Genomic DNA, 18,261 nt, shown 5'->3' on the forward strand with positions numbered 1-18,261 from the left:
ACTTCTCCCAAGGATATACTACTTTTGGTAGAAACGGCGTTGACATTTGTATAGTGGATAACACTGCGACTAATTATGAAAAAACTCTCATAAAACATTCATCTATACTTCATAAAATGCCTATATTGTATAAATGTTTTATGAATTACTGTTATGTACATGCCTCTTTATAACTAGTAAGCCTATGACACTACGCGAATTTGCGTATGGTATTGGTGTAAGTAGCCTAATTCTGCAATCTTGTGTAAGTATTTGCAAGTAGACAGACTTGTAGACGATTGATTTTTTTATAGATAACAGGGTTGTAAATGGACGTATCAAAGATGGCAGAACCACAAGTCACTATCGTAGTCGTACCACGCGAACGTTTCAGTTTAACTCAAAAGTCCCTTGAAAGTATTTATGAGAATACAACCATCCCTTTCAAGTTGATTTATGTAGATGGTGGCTCCCCTGCGCGTATCCGAGATTACTTAGCAGCTCAAGCCCGCGAGAAAAATTTCCAACTGATTCGTACCGATTATTACCCTTCACCAAATTATGCTAGAAATCTAGGTTTAGCCCAGGTCAATACAGAATACGTTGTCTTCATGGATAACGATGTTGTCGTTGCTCCGAATTGGTTGAACAATTTGGTTCAATGCGCTGAGGAAACGGGAGCTGCGGTAGTTAGTCCCCTCGTATGTCAAGGTCAAGCTTTACACGAAATCGTACATTGTGCAGGTGGAGAATCTGCGGTCATTGAAGAAAACAAAGGCGATCGCCCAACGCGGCGCTTGCACGATAAAATTTACAAGCAAGGTAAGCGCGTAGCAGATTTAGGCGACTTCTTGCAACGACAGCCAACTGGTTTGGCAGAGTTCCATTGCATGTTGGTGCGCACGGCGATAATTGAAAAAATTGGCGGTCAGCTTGACCCCGCAATGATGAACACAAAGGAACACGTAGATTTTTGTGTAGCGGTATCTGAGGCTGGAGGTTCCATCTACTTAGAGCCAACATCCCTCGTCACCTACATTAACGGGATGCCGTTGGAATTGTCCGAAATTCCTTTCTACATGGTACGTTGGAGCGATGCTTGGGGTACGACTAGCTTAAACCGCTTGCGCGAAAAGTGGAATCTGACCGAAGATAAATACCACCAAAATTGGTATCGCAGTTGGTCGGAATATTTAACCGGAAGACGCAGGGTATTTATCATTAGACCGCTGCTGAATAAATATTATGTCTTTGGTAGGGGCAAGACTCGACTAGAGAATATGCTAGTGCGGATGGAGAAAAGGCTGAACCGTTATCTCAGCGATCGCCATACTCGCAAACATCCGCAAGAAGTGCAACAGCAGCCTGCCAAGTCGTTGCCTAAAACTCCAGTATCAGCATAATAAGGTAGCAGTAGGGCGGGCATTGCCCACCCTACCAAACTTTGGAAGAAGGATAAACCACTTGAAGCAAAAGAGAAATCTCAATTCAAATCCGATGCCGTTTGAAGTGGTGTATACGCCTGAAAGCTTATTAAGGCATCCGATTCAGTTGTTTAAGCAAATGGGACGAGACTTACTCGCTTCTCGCGAACTAGCATGGCGGCTGATGGTGCGAGATATTAGCGCTCAGTACCGTCAGTCGTTTCTGGGTGTAATTTGGGCTTTTTTGCCCCCGATTGTGATGGCAGCAGGATTTACGCTAGCAAGTGATGCAGGTGCGATCGCAGTTGAAGCTACAGATTTACCATATCCAGCTTATGTCATGTTCAGTACGGCGTTGTGGCAAACTTTTGTGGAAGCGCTCAACGGTCCAGTGCAAGCGGTAACAGTAGCTAAGCCGATGCTAGCTAAGGTGAATTTTCCCCGAGAAGCAATAATTTTGGCAAAGTTAGGTGAGGTCTTTTTCAACTTTGCGATCAAGCTGATTTTAATTGTGGGATTGTTTATTTGGTTTCAAGTTCCGGTCAGTTGGACGGTAATTTTGGCTCCAGTGGCGCTGATTCATTTGATTTTATTCGGTACATTTATCGGTGTTTTATTAGCGCCGTTGGGGATTTTATACCAGGATGTATCAAAAGGACTGACCATGATTACAGGGTTTTGGCTGTTCTTGACTCCGGTAGTCTATCCCGTTCCTGGTGAAGGAACGTTTGGATTTTTGGTACGGCTGAATCCCGTGACTCCTCTACTCGTGACAACACGGGAACTAGCAACGACGGGAGTTATCTCAGATCCGGCTGGATTTTGGATCGCCAGTCTAATTACTCTAGTTGGCTTATTATTAACCTGGGTGGCATTTCGCCTCGCCATGCCTTTCGTGATTGAAAGGGTGAGTTCCTAATGACTGAATTAGTAGATCGAGAAATTGCTATTCAATCTCAAGATTCTGAAGTTGTTATTTCGGTAGAAAATGTCTCAAAAAAGTTTTGTCGAGACTTAAGGCGATCGCTATTTTATGGTGTCCGAGATATCGCCACAGAGTTAATAGGTGGGAAGAGAATAGAAACGCTGCGTACCCAAGAATTTTGGGCGCTGAAAGATGTTAATTTCGAGCTGCGTCGGGGGCAAGCATTAGGCTTAGTTGGGGCAAATGGAGCTGGAAAAAGTACGCTATTACGGATCATTAGCGGTCTGATTAAGCCTGATATTGGCACTGTCAAACTTAAGGGTAGGGTAGCTCCACTAATTGCTTTAGGAGCAGGTTTTAATCCGCTATTGACGGGGCGAGAAAACATCTATGCCAATATGTCAATTTTAGGATTATCGACCAAAGAAATCGAAGCTAGATTTCAAGAAGTAATAGACTTTGCTGAAATTTGGGATGCGATCGACGCACCAGTACAAAATTATAGTTCGGGAATGGCAGCGCGGTTAGGGTTTGCCTGCGCAATTCATACAGAACCGGAAATCTTATTAATTGATGAAGTCTTGGCTGTAGGAGATATCAAATTTAAAGCCAAATGTTATCGCAAACTCCACCAACTGCGCCAGCAGGGAACATCTTTTGTTTTAGTCAATCATAATCCCCAAGCAATTTTAAACGTATGTGATTCGGCAATTTACCTAGTCAAGGGTGAATTGATTGCATCTGGCGATACAGAAAGAGTTATCGAAAAGTATGAGGAAGATTTGTTTCTAGATAGCAAGCGCAAAACTTCAGAGGTCATGTACTTACCTGAAAAATCGGCAAGTGAAAGTTTTGGCTTAGACATTACTCATCTATTTTTTCGAGACGCTGAAGGCAAGATTTTAGAATCGCTCAAAAGTGGCGAACCTACTTCCTTCTGTGTAGGCTGTAAAGCTCATCAAAAGTTTGACAACGTGACATTGCATTTAAAAATTACAGAATTAGGTGGTGAAGGTGGTACGGGGGCAGTTTTGTTTTTAAGTGGCGAAAATGATGAGAAGTTTTTTGAAGTTGTACCAGGAAAACATGAAATTCAATTGCAAATGCCTTGTTTAGGTTTAGCCCCTGGAACTTATACTATGAGCATTAAACTCAAACAAAGCTCTATCTATACTTTCGATGTCTTTGAGTCTTTCCGATTTAGCGTTAAATCGGATGGAACGATGAGTCAATGCAAGTTTTATCAACCGCGAGCGTGGCAGATTGTTACTGGCGATCGCGCTGACTGAAGATTGAGAATAGCGTTTGCTGCTACATAATCGGTTTTCAATTATCAGTTTTCAATTAGGAAAACTTAATATGTCATACAGAGTACTTCATTATAACTGGGCTCCCTACTTTCAGAAACCTACTCTTGGGGGAGGCGTATCTGTTTATTGTAAAAATTTAATTGACTATACAACTCAAAAAGATAACTGGCACGTCACCTTTCTTTATTCTGGAACCGACTATATTTATTTCAATAAACGTCCACATATCAAACCGATTCGCAACCAAAATCATCCCCACGTACCCACTTTTTCACTCGTTAATTCCCCAATTATTGCCCCTTCTCACTTCGCTTTTGACGATCCATTAGGTAATGTCAAACAACCCGCTCTGGAAAAATGCTTTCAAGAGTTTTTAGACACGCAAGCACCTTTCTCTGTCATTCACTTTCATAATTTAGAGGGCATAACCGCTAATTGTCTCAAAATAGCAAAAGAAAGTGGTGCTAAGGTCGTGTTTAGTTTACATAATTATTGGGCTGTTTGTCCGCAAGTTAATTTGTGGCGGTTAGAACAGAGCCATTGTGACGATAATTTAGACGGACGAGCCTGTCTTGCCTGTTTACCTATACCGCCAAATTCAGAGCGAGAATTGGCAATGAGAAGACTAGAATTTTTAGGCAACTCGCTCGATTTGAAAGGGCGATCGCTACCTCTAAACTTGTTGAAAAAACTCGTTGCTCTTTTCTACAAAATTCAACGACCGCTAGTCGTGCAGACGCGATCGCCTCTACTCAAAACCCTAGAACTTAAAGGTGCAAATCTGCCTCAGCAAGCCGAGGCGTATCAATTTCGACGGCAGGAAATCGTTTCTCTGATTAATCGTTATGTTGATGTGGCGCTGTCTGTTTCCGATCGCACTGCTGCAATTTATCGGTACTATGGGGTCGATCCGACACGGTTGAGTACGCAATACATCGGCAGTAAAGCCACGCAGTTTCCAGTCCCGCCGCATAACCCAGCAATATACTCTCCAGGGCAACCCTTTCGATGCGTTTACATGGGAGTACCGAGAAAAGATAAAGGATTTTACTTCTTATTGGAAGAATTACGCTGCCTGTCAGCAACAGAATTAAGCACGTTAGAACTCGTTGTCGCTAGTAAAATCGCAGATCGCACCGAGTTAGACTTGGCAATGCAGCAGAAAGGACCTTTGCTCTCTTTAGCTCAGTCTTTGCATCGATTAATTTACCATCCCGGTTACTCTCACGAAAATCTTCCTAAAATCTTAGATGGCATCCACTTGGGAATTGTCCCGCCACTATGGGAAGATAATTTACCGCAAGTCACCTATGAGCTTTTAGCTTGTCGCGTACCCGTACTTTGCTCGAATCGAGGCGGCGCACAGGAATTTGTGCGACATCCGGCATTCATTTTCGACCCAGGCAAAAAAGGAGACTTTCAGCAGAAACTCTCAACTATTCGCGATAACCCGCACTTATTAACCGAGTTTTGGCAAGAGGCGCGAACGGTGCGATCGCTAGAACAACATTTTCAAGAATTAATTGAAGTTTACGCTGGCTGTGGTAACTGAGGATAGATAAACATAGATGATGAAGGTATGCTTCATTGCTGCCTGTCCAGGCACGGATATGCGGGGAGGACCGCGATCGCTGCTGGAAACTATAGACTCGCTTCAGAAGCTGGGAGTCGAGTGTTTTGTGTTATTACCCGCACAGGGGCGACTGTTTGACGAATTGAGTCTTCGTCATATTCCCGTTCGTGTCATTCCCTACGAACGCTGGCTGGAAGCCACAAATTATCCCTTACGCGATCGATGGCGGAAGCTGAAGCGAAGCTACCACATAGCATTCCAAATTGCCGCCCAAATTAAAGAGTGGCAGTGCAATGTTGTCTACACGAATACTATTGCCATAGGCGTTGGTGCTTTTGCCGCATTTTTATTGAGGAAACCCCATGTGTGGCATATCCGCGAGTTTGTTTACGAAGATCACGGACAAGTTTTCGATCTCGGTCGCAACCTCACCTTAAAACTAGTAGATTTGCTGTCCCAGGTTTGTATCGTAAACTCCAAAGCTGTAGCTCAAAAATACGAGCAGTGGATCGCGCCGACAAAGTTGAAAGTGGTTTATCAAGCAGTCAACGTGACTCCAGGCGAGTCGATCGCCTTACCTCCGACAACAAATTTTAGGTGCATTATTGTGGGTGCATTGGTGGAGGGAAAGAGGCAGGAAGACGCGATCCGTGCTATTGCCCAACTAGTACATACAGGGGTAAGAGTAGAGCTATTAATCGTTGGCGATGGCGATCCTCAGTACCGAGAGTATTTAGAAAATATTGCGACAAAAAACCACATAGAGCAATTTATTAAGTTTTATGGCTACGCCGATAATCCCTTTCCGTTGATGCAGAGTGCAGATGTCGTACTTGTATGCTCTAAGTGCGAGGCTTTTGGCAGGGTGACTGTAGAAGGGATGCGGGCAGGTAAGCCGATAATCGGTACGAGGAGTGGTGGCACGCAAGAGTTAATTCGAGATGGATTTAATGGATTGTTATATACTGCGGAAGACGAGCGAGAACTAGCGCAGAAAATTAGATATATTTGCGATCGCCCAGATCTGGCTAAACAAATGGGTGAAAACGGTCAACAATGGGCTGCCGAGCAATTTACTCCAGCACGCTATGGCAAGGAAATATATTTGCTGTTAAAACAGTTATGCGGCAAAAACTTGGAGATTTAAGCCGAGATTGGGAAAAAACCATAGAGAGAAGAAAGATTTAAAATTAAGTTAAGGACAAAAAATAGTTAATCATGGGATGAGACATGGAGCGGACGCTGGAAGACTTAACGGCAATTGATGATAAACTTTCTAAGCGTCATATTGACCTTGACCCAGGCGGATATTTCATCATTTATCTGGATCGAGAAGCAGGGTTAATTTGTGCGAAGCATTACACCAACGCGATCGACGATCGCGGTTTAGCCGTCGATCCTGAAACGGGTAAACCTATCCCCGCACGCGGTAAAGTTCAACGAACTTCCACCACACTATATCGGGGGAGAACAGCAAAAGAAATTTGCGTAGAAATTTTCGAGCAAGAACAAACTTGTCCCGTGACTTACTTAGATCACGCCGCTTATCTGGGACGAGAATTTGTCCGCGCCGAGATCGCTTTAGTCAACGGGCAAGAATACGTTCAGGATTAAATTGATAATGGGTAATGGGTAATAGGCAGCTACCAATTACCAACTACCAACTACCAATTACCACTTACTTGATATAAAAATAATAAGTCACCATTGGAATAATCGTCGCAGCTACAAGAAAGCCAATGACCCAAATTGTAGCGTTGCTGGATTTTGTCTCTTCGGTGTTTTTGTAGGTACTTTCGACAGCGACATCAGTTGCTAGCTGTTCGGGTGCGCCAGGATCGGGTGCGCCAGATAAAACAGCTACGAGGCGATCGCTAGCATCGAGAAACGCTTGATTGTATTTTTCACCTTCACGTAAAGGATACAAAATAGTTTGAGTAACCACGCTTTTGGCGATGTCATCCGTCAGCAGCGACTTAGCTTTATCTCCTACTCGGATTCCAGTCCCGCTACTCAGGGTGTCTAGTACGACTAGAGTTTGATTGGCTTGCGCTTCTGGGGTTGGAAACCACTGCTCGAATAATTTATCGGTAAAGGATTGAGCAGTCTCCCCATAGTCGAGGCGGCGAATTGCAACAAATCTAACTTCATTTCCGGTCGTTTCTGCCAATTTCTCCAATTCGCTACCAATCTTACCTTCGTTGATCGCACTGATTGCTTTTGCCGGATCGATCACCCAGGTCTTCTCCCCTGGCGCGACTGAAGGAATTTCATATAGACTCGTTGCGATCGCTGGAAATGGCAGCATTAATGTCGTGAGAACAACTAATCCCAAAGAGAAAACTAAGGATTGCAGATATTTTCTACTGCTAGTGATTTTGCTGCGTAAGTATCTCATTTCCCCATCCTGAAAATTTACATATATTTAAAATTACTATATATAATTTGTCATTGGTCACTGGTCACTGGTCACTGGTCACTGGTCACTGCTCCCTTGTTTTACAACACTCGCACCGCGATATTTGAGGTTGGCGGGATCTGGCTGTGGTGCAGGTGTTTTTTCCTGACTCGATAGCCAAGGCGCACCGCGATACATTCCTTTAACTTCTGCGACGGCATCGTTTTCGCTGGAGATGCTAGGAATTGCTATCTGAGGGCGATCGCTCTGGGTTATGCTTTGGGCGGTTGAATTAGACTCGCTTTTGGATAAATTTTTTAAAAGTAATTTTTTTGTCCCGAAGATTGTTACACACAGGATTAATAATTGGATCTGCCAAGGAGCTAAAATCAAAGCCAAAATCAGGCTGACGACTGTAGCCGTTCCTGTTAGGTAAGCCATCTCATCAGCAGATTTTTTGCAGAGATACCCAGAGAGCAGACTAGTTGTTAAGGGTAAGAGAAAAAGTAATCGCATACTCAAGTCACAAGTCGCAAGGCAAAAGTCAAAATCGCATGACACGATCTAGTCTAGGTAGGTCAAAAGTTGAGAGCCAAAAGTCAAAATTGCATGACACGAGCAAGGCAGAGATAGCTGCCCTGTCTAGAAATGAGGCTGCAAGCGATCGGAGTAGATAAGAATATATGTTACCTTATTCCCATTAGAAAAGTTTATATTGGGTTTTCTTCTACCTTAAGTTAGATTTTTGTAAAATTTGATGACTTCTTTGTAAGATTTTGTCACTAAATGTGACTGACAACCTAACCTAACAATATTTAATTTTTAACTTTAAACTTTCAATTTTTAACTTTTGACTTTTAACTTTTGACTTTTAACTAAGGATTGCAATACATACACTGAGCCGGATCGGCTACTTTAACACCCTGCGGAAATAGTTTTTCTTGTTGAAAACTGCATTTTTGGCACTGATAGACTACCGAGCGGATTGCAGATGTGGGAAGATTGCATAATCCACAGGGTAATCCGCGACGTTGGGCGATCGCATCAAAGCCAGGACAAGCACAATTAGGACATATTTGATGAATTTTTTGAATTAAATTTTTAGTAGCTTTAGCAATATTCTGCATTCTGGTTGGATTATATAGCGCCCGCATATCTGTTTCGATATGCACTTTCCCTGTTGAGGATTTGCTTAAGGCAAAATTCACAATTTCTGTTAATTTTTCTTCTGTATTGATACCTTTAAAAATTTCTGTGCGCTCTAAAGAGTCAGAACTGAGCATGACCACTAAACCATGAGAGGGAAAGCCAATTTTATTAGCAAAAGACTCGGCTTCTTCCACCGTTCTAACTGATTGACTATTAAAGTTAGTTTCTGTGGAAATTTCCTGACCGACAATTTCTAATTGATTTAGCATATCGATGAAAACGACTATTTCTCGATTTGCCGAAATAAAAGGTAGATCGGGATGGGGTGTAAAGGAACCTTCACTAGCGATCGCCATTGTTTCACCTGTTATTTCTAAAGCTTTTTTGGCTTTGAGTTTAGCTGTAGCAATTTGGTCTGCTGGTCTGGCAATATCGCGAGTAAACGTACCAAAGATATCTGTGTTAAAGTCATTTGGAACTACACATTGCACTCCCAATTCTGCTTCTAAAATGGGTGCGATCGCTTTTTCTTTCTCGTGCATAGTCGCAATAACTACTACGCGACCTGTAAATAAAGAATTTTTTGCCATGTATAGCGTATCCCATCAATACATCTTTAGGGGCGCACATCTGTGCGCCCCTGCTACAAATACGTGTACCTCATTCAATTGAGAATTGCTATAGCAGTTTCATTAAATTCATAAAATTATCGCTATTTTCTGGTGGGCAATGCCTGTCCTACTTACTTTTGTACGGGCGGGTTCACCAGATCGTTTGTCGAAGTCAAAGATTTTTGGTAAACCCGCCCCTACGAATGCATGACTCACCAGCGTTTATCTTTATAGCGCTTGCGATGCAAAAATTTGTCTGGCACAACGCTAACAGATTTCCAAATCGGCGTTGCCCAACCCCAGCCAATGTCATGTAGCATGACGTAGAAGCAGGGAATGATAAATAGAGTAAGCAACGTTGCTAAAGCTAATCCTGAAAATACCACAATTCCTAAAGGTTGGAGAAACTCCGAACCTTGACCGATACCCATAGCCAAGGGAAGCATCCCCAATACAGTCGTAATTGTCGTCATCAAAATAGGACGCAAGCGTTGCGGTGCGGCTTGCTGAATTGCCAGCCAACGAGAACAACCCTCCCGTTCCCGAATTTGATTTGCCAGTTCCACCATAATAATTGCATTATTGACCACAATCCCGACCAATAACACCGCACCTACCAAAACCGTCGCCCCAATAGCCGTTTGGGTGACGTACAGTCCAAAAATACCTCCAGCTAGGGCTAGCGGGACGGTAAACATGATGACGAAAGGATCGATTAAAGAGTTATACTGCACTGCCATCACGACAAATACGAGAAAAGCAGCCAAAGCCCCTAAAAGCTTCAACGAGTTTTGTAACTGTTGATTGGACTGCGCCGCCGAACTCGGGATGACGTTGACTCCTTGCGGTAAGTCTATATTTTGCATCACGTTGTTAACTTCAGCGAGCGCTTGACCTAAACTCGCTCCCTCTGCTAAAGTTCCGGCTATGATAAATACTTGTCTTTGGTCGATTCGTTGCACTTCTCCTGGTGCTTGACCGAGTTCGATTTGGGCAACATCACCAAGACGAATTTGCCGATTTCCTTCAATAAATAAGGGAAGGCTGGCGAGTTGAGAAGGACGCTGGATTGTAGTTTCATTCAATTGGACGCGAATATCAACTAAGCGATCGCCTCTTTGTAGTTGCGTTGGGATTGAACCTTCGAGTGCGGTTTGAATTGTTTCGCCAATTTCTTGAGTTGTCAAACCAAATTCTGCTACCCGTTCCCAGTCAGGACGAATCTGGACTTCCGGTTGTCTGGGAGTCGCATCGGGTCGAAAACTCGCTAATTTTGCCTGCTGTTCTAAAGTTTGGAGAACTTGCTGTCCGGCGCGATTCAGTTCTTCCGTATCCGATCCTTGAAGTATGACATCCAACTCCGCCCCCCGTACGGGAGAATTAGTTAAGATCAGACCCCGCACCTCTCCTGGTCGCAGGCGGATAACTGTTTCAACTAAGTTGAGGCGATCGAATTCCTGGCTTACCCTAGCAACATACGCTTCTACATTAGTACCTGGTTTAAGAGTAATATTACTGCTGCCACGTAGAGGATTTTCACTGGTATTATTGCCAAACAAAAAACCACCTGCAGTCGAAAAGATATATTCGGTTTCTGGTTGTTTGAGTAAAATATCGTCTACAATTTCCATCACCTTACGGTTCGTTTCCAACGCCGTACCAGGAGGAAACTGCACGAATAATCTAGCCTGTCCGGTATCAATGCGAGGCAGAATTTCTTGCGGAATTTGACCTGCCATCCACACACTACCACCACCCAGGACGAGAAAAGCCAGCAAGACAACTATGAACCGCCAGCGCAACAGCCGATTTAAGAAGTTGCCATAACTACGAGTTGCAGCCTCAAATTTGCGATTAAATTCTCGCAGCAACCAAAATTTACCAATTCCACTCGATCGCTTTATTCCCATTAATCTTGATGTCATCATGGGTACGACCGTTATTGCTACTAGAATTGACGCGGCGACGGCAAAGCTGATAGTTAAAATTAATTCTCTAAATAGGAGAGAGAACAAACCGCCAATGAGCAAAAACGGCAGCACCGCCACCAAGTTAGTACTGGTAGAAGCAACCAAGGCAGATTCTACCTCACGGCTGCTGCTTTCAGCGCGATCGATTATTGAGGTTTTTGGTAGGGGCGCACAGCCGTGCGCCCCTACATGAGTTTCATCCTTCCTGACTCCCTCGACAATATTCTCCAACATAACGATGGAGTTATCGACGACGATGCCAACGCCGAGGGCAAGTCCGCCTAAGCTGAAGACATTGAGGGAAAGACCGAATAATCCCATCAAGATAATTGCAGCGCAGGTCGCTAGCGGAATGGCAAGAACGATAATGATGGTTTGACGTAGCGAACCGAGGAAAAGTAGAACCGCGATCGCGGCGAGTCCCGCACCAATTAACCCCGAACTGGTAACGTTAGAAATTGAGTTCTGAATGAAAATTGACTCATCTAGAGTGGGAGTTATGACCGCATCGGCGGGAATTAAACCCGATTGCCGTAGAGATTCGATCCGACGCTTGACTCCATCAACTACTGCGATCGTATTAGCTTCTGGTTGCTTTTGGACGCTCAGTTTGACGGCTGGGGTTTTGTTGAGAAAAGCAAAAACCCTTTGATCTTCTGTCCCGTCTATAACTTCCGCAAAGTCTCGCAGGTAAACGCGCCGCGCTACCCCTGGTGTAGAGTTATTTTCCTCAAAGGTAGCGGCTTCAAAGGATAAGTTGCGAATTTCCTGAGAGGTTTGAAATCTACCGCGAGTTCGCGTCAAGGGTTCGGATTCTCCCAAAATTCGACCCCCAGCAATATCTTGGTTGCGGGTTGTCAGTTCTTCCAATACGTCAGTTAAACCCACACCCACAGCTTGGAGGCGATCTAAATCGATATTAATCCTCACTTCTTCCTGCACGCCACCGGACACGTCTACAGCTGCTACTCCTGGGACGACACTTAATTCGCGTCCCAGTTCTTCATCGGCAAAGACGCGCAGATCTACTGGCTTAAGTGTCGGGGAGGTTAAACCAAATTCGTAAATCGGCGATTGCGAAGGATCGACCTTGAATAATCGGGGTTCTTGGATATTTAAATTATCGGGCAATCCACCTCGACCTCGGTTAAAAGCCGCCGTAGCATCATTTAAGGCTTGATCGATATTCCCACCAGGCTGAAAGAATAGATCGATACTGACCTGTCCTTCGCGAGTCTGGGAATAGACTTGGACTACGCCTTCTGTAGCTGCTAAAGCTTCTTCCAACGGTCGAGTAATTTCGTCAACTGCAACTTCTGGCGATACTCCGGGAACATCTAGCCGCACGCCGATGCGAGGATAGGTAATCGCAGGTAAGAGATCGACTTGCAGTGTCGTCAGAAAAAAGACACCTAAGACGATCGCGGCTACAGTTAACATCAGTGTGGCGATGTGTCGTCGGATCGAAATGGCGCTGATACTAAATCCCGATGTTGGCGGCTGCATTACCTGTACTCTGTATCGACAAATTCAAGCGTGGGCGGGTTTTAAGCCGAGATTGACTGTTGAAGCCGATGATTCATCTGCTAAACCCGCCCCTACGATTCCTGTTGCTGTGTTTCCGATAAGACAGACAGTCGCACGGTTTCACCGTTTTTCAACGGTCTGCCACTTTTTGCTACAAACCTTTCCCCTGGTTGCAACCCAGATAGAATTTCTACTTTGCCATCTACCCGTTCTCCCAATTTCACCGATCGCGCTGCTACTTTTTCTCCAGTTATGACAAATACTGTCGCTGTATTCGGGAGTCGGGAATTTTCTCCCCCTTGTCCTCCTTGTCCCCCTTGTCCTCCTTGTCCCCTTGTCCCCTTATCCTCCACTACAGCCGTCTCAGGAACCACAACCCTAGCAGCGGCGTTACTTTCAAAACTCACCCGTGCTAGCAATCCACTGCCGATCCGCCCATTGTCGTTGGGAATGATGACTTCTATGGGAACTAGTCTTGCCGTGCGATCGGCAGCTGGGGAAATTCGGCTGATTTTTCCCGTAAAAGTCTGGTTAGGGAAGGCATCTAGTCTCACCCTCACTGTCTGTCCGACGCGCAAATTTGCCAAGGCTAATTCTGAGATTTCTACATTCACCTTGACGCGGCGAAAGTCTCCTAAACGCAGAACTTCGCCGTTAGCTTGCAGAAAATTTCCTGCTTCGGTGACTTTTTGCGTGACTACGCCATTGATTGGAGAACGGATGTTGGCATAGGATAATTGTTCTTGGGCTTGAGCGATCGCTGCTTGTTGAGCGTTGACGCGATCGCTAGCTGCTGCTACTGCTTGTTCTTCAGTACGAACTTCTTCTTCGGTAGCTTTTAACACTTTAGCAGCACTTTGAGCGTTAGTCCGCGCTTGTTCGGCAGCCTGTTCGGCAACTGCACCCTGTTCGACCAATTGTTGTTGGCGTTGAGAGTCTGACTGTGCTTGTTGAAATTCCAACCGTGCCTGTTCTACCCTGGCTTTGGCATTACTGACTTGATTTCTGGCTCTAGCAACTTCTGCTTTAAGGGCTGCTAATTCTGCTTGTTCTTGATTCAGCGCCGTTCGCAATATAGTATTGTCTTGCTGGGCGAGGACTTGACCTTGTTTGACGCGATCGCCTACATCGACTAAGAGTTTTAATATCCGCCCTTCTACTTGCGCCCTGAGCGAAACTTCTTGTAGTGGTAGAGTCGTTCCTGTATATTCCGGTTCCGTGCGAATTTTTCCAGTACGGGCGATCGCCACTTCTACCGCTGGTGGTTGCTGTTGTTCTGCTCCCCTACCCTGGGATTGCGCATCAGCCGCTTCTTTTGGTAAGATGCCACAACCTGCTGTAGCGCTGAGTACAACAGCACTCAACGCAATTGCTTTAAATAGATCGAAGGCTCCCATAAAAAAATTCTGATTTTTGCTTTTGCTGCGGCAACTTCAATATATAAACTAGTCTTTATTGCTGAGTGTGGCTGCGGTTATTTCTTCCTGCCATAGCTCGGATGATTGTTAAGTTATTTAAACTTTTTCTGTTCGCAAAGTGGCTCCCTCTCAAGAGGGAAAAACTAGCGATCGCCAACATGTCAAATCCATTTGCTAACACTACAAAGACCTAGCATAAGCAACAGTTGTGACAAGAATGTGTCATGGCGAAGTCAGAAGTCGGAAAAGAGTATTGCGTTAAAGAAAGAGTGTAGGGTGTGGGGTATGGGGTGACAGTTGACCGCTCTTGCTCCCTCAGCTCCCTCAGCTCCCTCAGCTCCCTCAGCTCCCTCAGCTCTCTTCACTTCCTCAGCTCCCTCAGCCCCCTCAGCCCCCTCAGCCCTCTTCTCCCCTGCTCCCTGCTCCCTAGTTAGGCTGCCAGCAAGATACAATAAATCCAGCAAAAGTTCTCAACATATTATTATATTGAGACAAACTAGGAGAACGATCGCGCATGGGCAAGGTAGTCGGCATCGACTTAGGGACAACGAACTCAGTCATAGCGGTGATGGAGGGTGGTAAACCTGTGGCGATCGCCAATGCAGAAGGAATGCGGACTACTCCCTCCGTGGTTAGTGTCAGTCGCGAAGGGGAAGTGGTGGTGGGACAAATGGCGCGACGACAAGCCGTCCTCAACCCTAAAAACACATTCTACTCGGTCAAGCGTTTCATCGGTCGCAACTATAGCGAACTCAGCCCCGAATCGAAGCGGGTTGCTTATACAATCCGCAAAGGTGAAGCTGGAAATATTAAAATCGACTGCCCGCGACTGAATAAAGAATTCGTTCCCGAAGAAGTCTCGGCAATGGTGCTAAAAAAGTTGGTGGAAGATGCCAGCAAATATTTAGGGGAACCCGTCACAAAAGCAGTCATCACCGTTCCAGCTTATTTCAACGACTCCCAACGCCAAGCCACGCGGGATGCTGGAAGAATTGCCGGATTGGAAGTCTTGCGGATTTTAAACGAACCTACCGCTGCATCCTTAGCTTACGGTTTAGACCGTCAGGAAAGCCAAACGATTTTAGTATTTGACTTGGGTGGTGGTACGTTTGACGTATCTGTTTTAGATGTGGGCGACGGTGTATTTGAAGTCAAAGCCACTAGTGGAGATACACAACTAGGTGGTAATGATTTTGACAAAAAGATTGTCGATTGGCTGGCAGAGCAATTTTTAGAGACAGAAGGGGTAGACTTAAGACGCGATCGCTCTTCTCTACAGCGCTTAATGGAAGCAGCAGAACGGGCAAAAATTGAATTATCCGGCGTGACGGTGACAGACATTAACCTGCCCTTCATCGCTGCTACAGATGAGGGTCCCAAGCATTTAGAAACAAGACTCACCCGTTCTCAATTTGAAGGCTTGTGTTCTGACTTGCTAGGACGATTGCGCGTCCCTGTCAAACGAGCAATTATGGATGCTAACTTGCGACCCGCAGATATTGATGAGGTTGTCCTCGTCGGTGGAGGGACGCGAATGCCAATGGTACAAGTACTTGTAGAGGCATTAATTGGCAGAGAACCGAATCAAAATGTCAATCCCGATGAAGTTGTGGCTGTTGGGGCAGCAATTCAAGGCAGCATTTTGGGCGGCGAGATGAAAGACGTGCTGCTATTGGATGTCACACCTTTATCGTTGGGATTGGAAAGTGTCAGCGGCGTGATGAAAAAACTGATCCCGCGCAACACGACAATTCCCGTGCGTCGTTCCGATATCTTTTCCACCGCAGAAAACAATCAAACTGTCGTAGAAATTCACGTCGTTCAGGGCGAACGAGAAATGGCAGCTGATAATAAATCCCTCGGACGATTCAAACTGACGGGGATTCCACCCGCACCGAGGGGAATTCCCCAAATTCAGGTGTCGTTGGATGTCGATGCTAATGGAATTTTACAGGTCACGGCACTCGATCGCACGACAGGCAGAGAACAGAGTATCACCGTTCAAGGGGCTTCTACCCTCAGCGAGGGAGAAATTCAACGGGCAATTCGCGAGGCAGAACAATATGCCGATATCGACCGTCAGCGCAAAGAACGGGTAGAAAAGCGGACGCGGGCAGAGTCTTTGACAGTTGAAGCAGAACGACAATTGAAGGAAGTCGCGTTAGACTTCGGGATGCAATTTGCCCGGAGTCAACGCCAACGGATCGAAAGTTTAGTTCGCGAATTGCGGGCAAACTTAGAGGAAAATAACGATCGCGGCATCGACCAATTATTTGTCGAACTGCAAGATGCGATTTCCGAATTAAAACGAGAGATCCGTCAGTATTATGGCGACGATGAGGAAGAAAGCTTGTGGGATTCAATTAAGGGCATCTTTACGGGTGATGACGATGATTATTACGACCTACCCCGCCGAGATAGCTATCGCGATCGCGACTCCTACGATTATGGTAGAGAAGACTATAGCCGCGATCGTTCCCCTTATTATGGCGGCGGCGATAAGCCTAACCGCAAGCGTCCCACTTACCGAGACAACTGGGATGATGACGATGATTGGCTATAATCTAGCGATTGGCGATTCGCTAAGTTGGTACGTTGATTGCTAGAACTAAAAAAGAAAACGTTAAACGGAAACTTATAAAAGCTAACAGCCAAAAGCTGCAAGCAGATAGCTAAACTATGCAAGATTTGCGTAACTTTCGCGACTACTATGAAGTGTTGGGAGTCTCCAGAGAGACAAGCAACGAAGAGATTAAAAAGGTTTTCCGGCGCTTAGCCAGACAGTATCATCCTGACTTAAATCCAGGCAATAAAGAGGCAGAGGAAAAATTTAAGGCAATTGGCGAAGCTTACGAAGTCCTTTCTGACCCAACTCGACGGGCAGAATACGACCAATATACTAAGTATTGGAATCAGCCTGGTTTTTGGAGCAAGCAAGCTTCCCGCGCCAAAACTGGCGATGGTCGTAGTAGTGGTAATAAAGTTGATTATGGCGCATTTCCCGACTTTAATAATTTTGTCGATCAAGTCTTAGGACGGCGCAAACAAGCCAGGACTGCAACAGCCGATGACGAACCAGTGACGACAGCACCCCGCGATCCGTTTCGTCCGGGGACGACTAAAGCAGCTTATACAGTTAATGCCCGTACTACGCGGCGTGATATTGAGGCTAAGTTAACTATACCCTTAGAACGGGCATATGAAGGCGGATTGGAGCGAATTCGCCTCCCAGAAGACGGGCGATCGCTAGAAGTCAACATGCCACCTGGAATGTACACCGGACAGATCGTTCGCCTACGAGAACAGGGAATTGGTGGCGGCGATCTTTATTTAAAAATAACCGTTCCCCCTCATCCGTATTTCAAGTTAGAAGGTAACGATATTGCGATTCAGTTACCAATTACTCCCGTCGAGGCAATTTTAGGTGGTGCGGTAGAAGTACCAACTTTAGATGGTTTGGTACAAATGAATTTGCCTCCAGGCGTGCGCACTGGGCAAAGATTGCGACTGGCAAAAAAAGGTTATCCCGATCCTGATGGCGAACGAGGCGATCAAATTGTTGAGATCCAAATAGTTGTCCCTAGAAATATTAGTCCTGAAGAACGAGATTTATACGAAAAGATTCGTCAAATCGAAACCTTCAACCCCCGCGCTGACTTACCAATTTAGAGATATATGTAATGTATGTCAGAATGGCGAGAAATTAGACAGAAAGTATTACAACGAGATAATCGCCAGTGCCAAGTCTGCGGGAAAGAACATAGCGGACAAGTGCATCACATTCTGCCTAGAAGTCAAGGCGGAACAAACGATTTGGCAAATTTAATTACCTTGTGCGGGAAATGTCATATGGTAATTAGTCCCGTCCCTGAATGGTTACTTACTAAATTGTGGCAGATTCCCCCAGAAGAAATTAGCGCCGCAAGCCAAGCCATTCAAGACAGAATTAATGAAGTTGTGAGAGAGAGAAGTTAAGA

15 protein-coding genes are annotated in these 18,261 nt (G+C 45.2%); 9 read left to right on the forward strand and 6 right to left on the reverse strand.

All coding sequences use genetic code 11. The features are described from left to right. The first annotated feature begins 308 nt into the window (after positions 1-308). The 6 genes from DSM107010_RS12625 (at position 309) to DSM107010_RS12650 (ending at position 6,825) form a co-directional block, all read left to right on the forward strand. Entirely contained in the window at positions 309-1,382 is a 1,074-nt protein-coding gene (locus DSM107010_RS12625; protein ID WP_106166777.1) for a glycosyltransferase family 2 protein, read from the forward strand. A 94-nt stretch (positions 1,383-1,476) separates the two neighbouring features. Next, positions 1,477-2,322, forward strand: a complete 846-nt coding sequence (locus DSM107010_RS12630) for an ABC transporter permease (protein ID WP_015153352.1) — start codon at positions 1,477-1,479, stop codon at positions 2,320-2,322. After that, positions 2,322-3,617, forward strand: a complete 1,296-nt coding sequence (locus tag DSM107010_RS12635) for an ABC transporter ATP-binding protein (protein ID WP_106166776.1) — start codon at positions 2,322-2,324, stop codon at positions 3,615-3,617. The genes DSM107010_RS12630 and DSM107010_RS12635 overlap by 1 nt, the downstream gene beginning before the upstream one ends. 70 nt (positions 3,618-3,687) lie before the next feature. After that, positions 3,688-5,190: a glycosyltransferase gene (locus tag DSM107010_RS12640; protein ID WP_106166775.1), complete on the forward strand. Its 1,503-nt coding sequence runs from the start codon at positions 3,688-3,690 to the stop codon at positions 5,188-5,190. A 16-nt stretch (positions 5,191-5,206) separates the two neighbouring features. Further along, entirely contained in the window at positions 5,207-6,358 is a 1,152-nt protein-coding gene (locus DSM107010_RS12645; RefSeq protein ID WP_106166774.1) for a glycosyltransferase family 4 protein, read from the forward strand. 83 nt (positions 6,359-6,441) lie between these two features. Beyond that, the gene (locus DSM107010_RS12650) at positions 6,442-6,825 is read left to right on the forward strand and encodes a DUF4346 domain-containing protein (protein ID WP_015153356.1); all 384 of its coding nucleotides are present in this window, start codon (positions 6,442-6,444) and stop codon (positions 6,823-6,825) included. Between the two features lie 64 nt (positions 6,826-6,889). Here the strand turns inward: DSM107010_RS12650 and psb32 are convergent, their stop codons facing one another. The 6 genes from psb32 to DSM107010_RS38390 form a co-directional block, all read right to left on the reverse strand. Further along, complete coding sequence (gene psb32 / locus DSM107010_RS12655) at positions 6,890-7,609, reverse strand: photosystem II repair protein Psb32 (protein ID WP_015153357.1); 720 nt, start codon at positions 7,607-7,609, stop codon at positions 6,890-6,892. A 78-nt stretch (positions 7,610-7,687) separates the two neighbouring features. Then, positions 7,688-8,050: a DUF4278 domain-containing protein gene (locus DSM107010_RS39585; protein ID WP_181245275.1), complete on the reverse strand. Its 363-nt coding sequence runs from the start codon at positions 8,048-8,050 to the stop codon at positions 7,688-7,690. 434 nt (positions 8,051-8,484) lie between these two features. Continuing rightward, a complete protein-coding gene (locus DSM107010_RS12665; RefSeq protein WP_106166773.1) occupies positions 8,485-9,348 on the reverse strand; it encodes a DUF6671 family protein in 864 nt (287 codons plus the stop codon). 233 nt (positions 9,349-9,581) lie between these two features. Continuing rightward, positions 9,582-12,845 carry an efflux RND transporter permease subunit gene (locus DSM107010_RS12670; protein WP_015153360.1) on the reverse strand — a complete coding sequence of 1,088 codons (3,264 nt, stop codon included), beginning with the start codon at positions 12,843-12,845 and terminating at the stop codon, positions 9,582-9,584. A gap of 92 nt (positions 12,846-12,937) precedes the next feature. After that, positions 12,938-14,263, reverse strand: coding sequence for an efflux RND transporter periplasmic adaptor subunit (locus DSM107010_RS12675; RefSeq protein ID WP_106166772.1), 1,326 nt, complete (start codon positions 14,261-14,263; stop codon positions 12,938-12,940). A 254-nt stretch (positions 14,264-14,517) separates the two neighbouring features. Next, a complete protein-coding gene (locus DSM107010_RS38390; RefSeq protein ID WP_158631780.1) occupies positions 14,518-14,748 on the reverse strand; it encodes a hypothetical protein in 231 nt (76 codons plus the stop codon). 50 nt (positions 14,749-14,798) lie between these two features. Here DSM107010_RS38390 and dnaK point away from each other — a divergent pair, with 50 nt between their 5' ends. The 3 genes from dnaK (at position 14,799) to DSM107010_RS12695 (ending at position 18,259) form a co-directional block, all read left to right on the forward strand. Further along, a complete protein-coding gene (gene dnaK, locus DSM107010_RS12685; RefSeq protein WP_106216225.1) occupies positions 14,799-16,847 on the forward strand; it encodes a molecular chaperone DnaK in 2,049 nt (682 codons plus the stop codon). 116 nt (positions 16,848-16,963) lie between these two features. Next, positions 16,964-17,953: a DnaJ C-terminal domain-containing protein gene (locus tag DSM107010_RS42200; RefSeq protein WP_106170418.1), complete on the forward strand. Its 990-nt coding sequence runs from the start codon at positions 16,964-16,966 to the stop codon at positions 17,951-17,953. 15 nt (positions 17,954-17,968) lie between these two features. After that, a complete protein-coding gene (locus tag DSM107010_RS12695; protein ID WP_015153364.1) occupies positions 17,969-18,259 on the forward strand; it encodes an HNH endonuclease in 291 nt (96 codons plus the stop codon). Positions 18,260-18,261 lie beyond the last annotated feature (2 nt).

The sequence above is a fragment of the Chroococcidiopsis cubana SAG 39.79 genome (assembly GCF_003991895.1).
In the GTDB taxonomy this organism is placed as follows: Bacteria; Cyanobacteriota; Cyanobacteriia; order Cyanobacteriales; family Chroococcidiopsidaceae; genus Chroococcidiopsis; species Chroococcidiopsis thermalis.

Bases quoted from the DNA above. Each gene is read 5' to 3' on its own strand.
- DSM107010_RS42200 (WP_106170418.1), top strand. From the start codon at position 16,964: ATGCAAGATTTGCGTAACTTTCGCGACTACTATGAAGTGTTGGGAGTC.
- DSM107010_RS12630 (WP_015153352.1), top strand. From the start codon at position 1,477: ATGCCGTTTGAAGTGGTGTATACGCCTGAAAGCTTATTAAGGCATCCG.
- DSM107010_RS12645 (WP_106166774.1), top strand. From the start codon at position 5,207: ATGATGAAGGTATGCTTCATTGCTGCCTGTCCAGGCACGGATATGCGG.
- DSM107010_RS39585 (WP_181245275.1), bottom strand. From the start codon at position 8,050: ATGGCTTACCTAACAGGAACGGCTACAGTCGTCAGCCTGATTTTGGCT.
- dnaK (WP_106216225.1), top strand. From the start codon at position 14,799: ATGGGCAAGGTAGTCGGCATCGACTTAGGGACAACGAACTCAGTCATA.
- DSM107010_RS12650 (WP_015153356.1), top strand. From the start codon at position 6,442: ATGGAGCGGACGCTGGAAGACTTAACGGCAATTGATGATAAACTTTCT.
- DSM107010_RS12670 (WP_015153360.1), bottom strand. From the start codon at position 12,845: ATGCAGCCGCCAACATCGGGATTTAGTATCAGCGCCATTTCGATCCGA.
- psb32 (WP_015153357.1), bottom strand. From the start codon at position 7,609: ATGAGATACTTACGCAGCAAAATCACTAGCAGTAGAAAATATCTGCAA.
- DSM107010_RS12640 (WP_106166775.1), top strand. From the start codon at position 3,688: ATGTCATACAGAGTACTTCATTATAACTGGGCTCCCTACTTTCAGAAA.
- DSM107010_RS12665 (WP_106166773.1), bottom strand. From the start codon at position 9,348: ATGGCAAAAAATTCTTTATTTACAGGTCGCGTAGTAGTTATTGCGACT.
- DSM107010_RS12625 (WP_106166777.1), top strand. From the start codon at position 309: ATGGACGTATCAAAGATGGCAGAACCACAAGTCACTATCGTAGTCGTA.
- DSM107010_RS12675 (WP_106166772.1), bottom strand. From the start codon at position 14,263: ATGGGAGCCTTCGATCTATTTAAAGCAATTGCGTTGAGTGCTGTTGTA.
- DSM107010_RS12635 (WP_106166776.1), top strand. From the start codon at position 2,322: ATGACTGAATTAGTAGATCGAGAAATTGCTATTCAATCTCAAGATTCT.
- DSM107010_RS12695 (WP_015153364.1), top strand. From the start codon at position 17,969: ATGTCAGAATGGCGAGAAATTAGACAGAAAGTATTACAACGAGATAAT.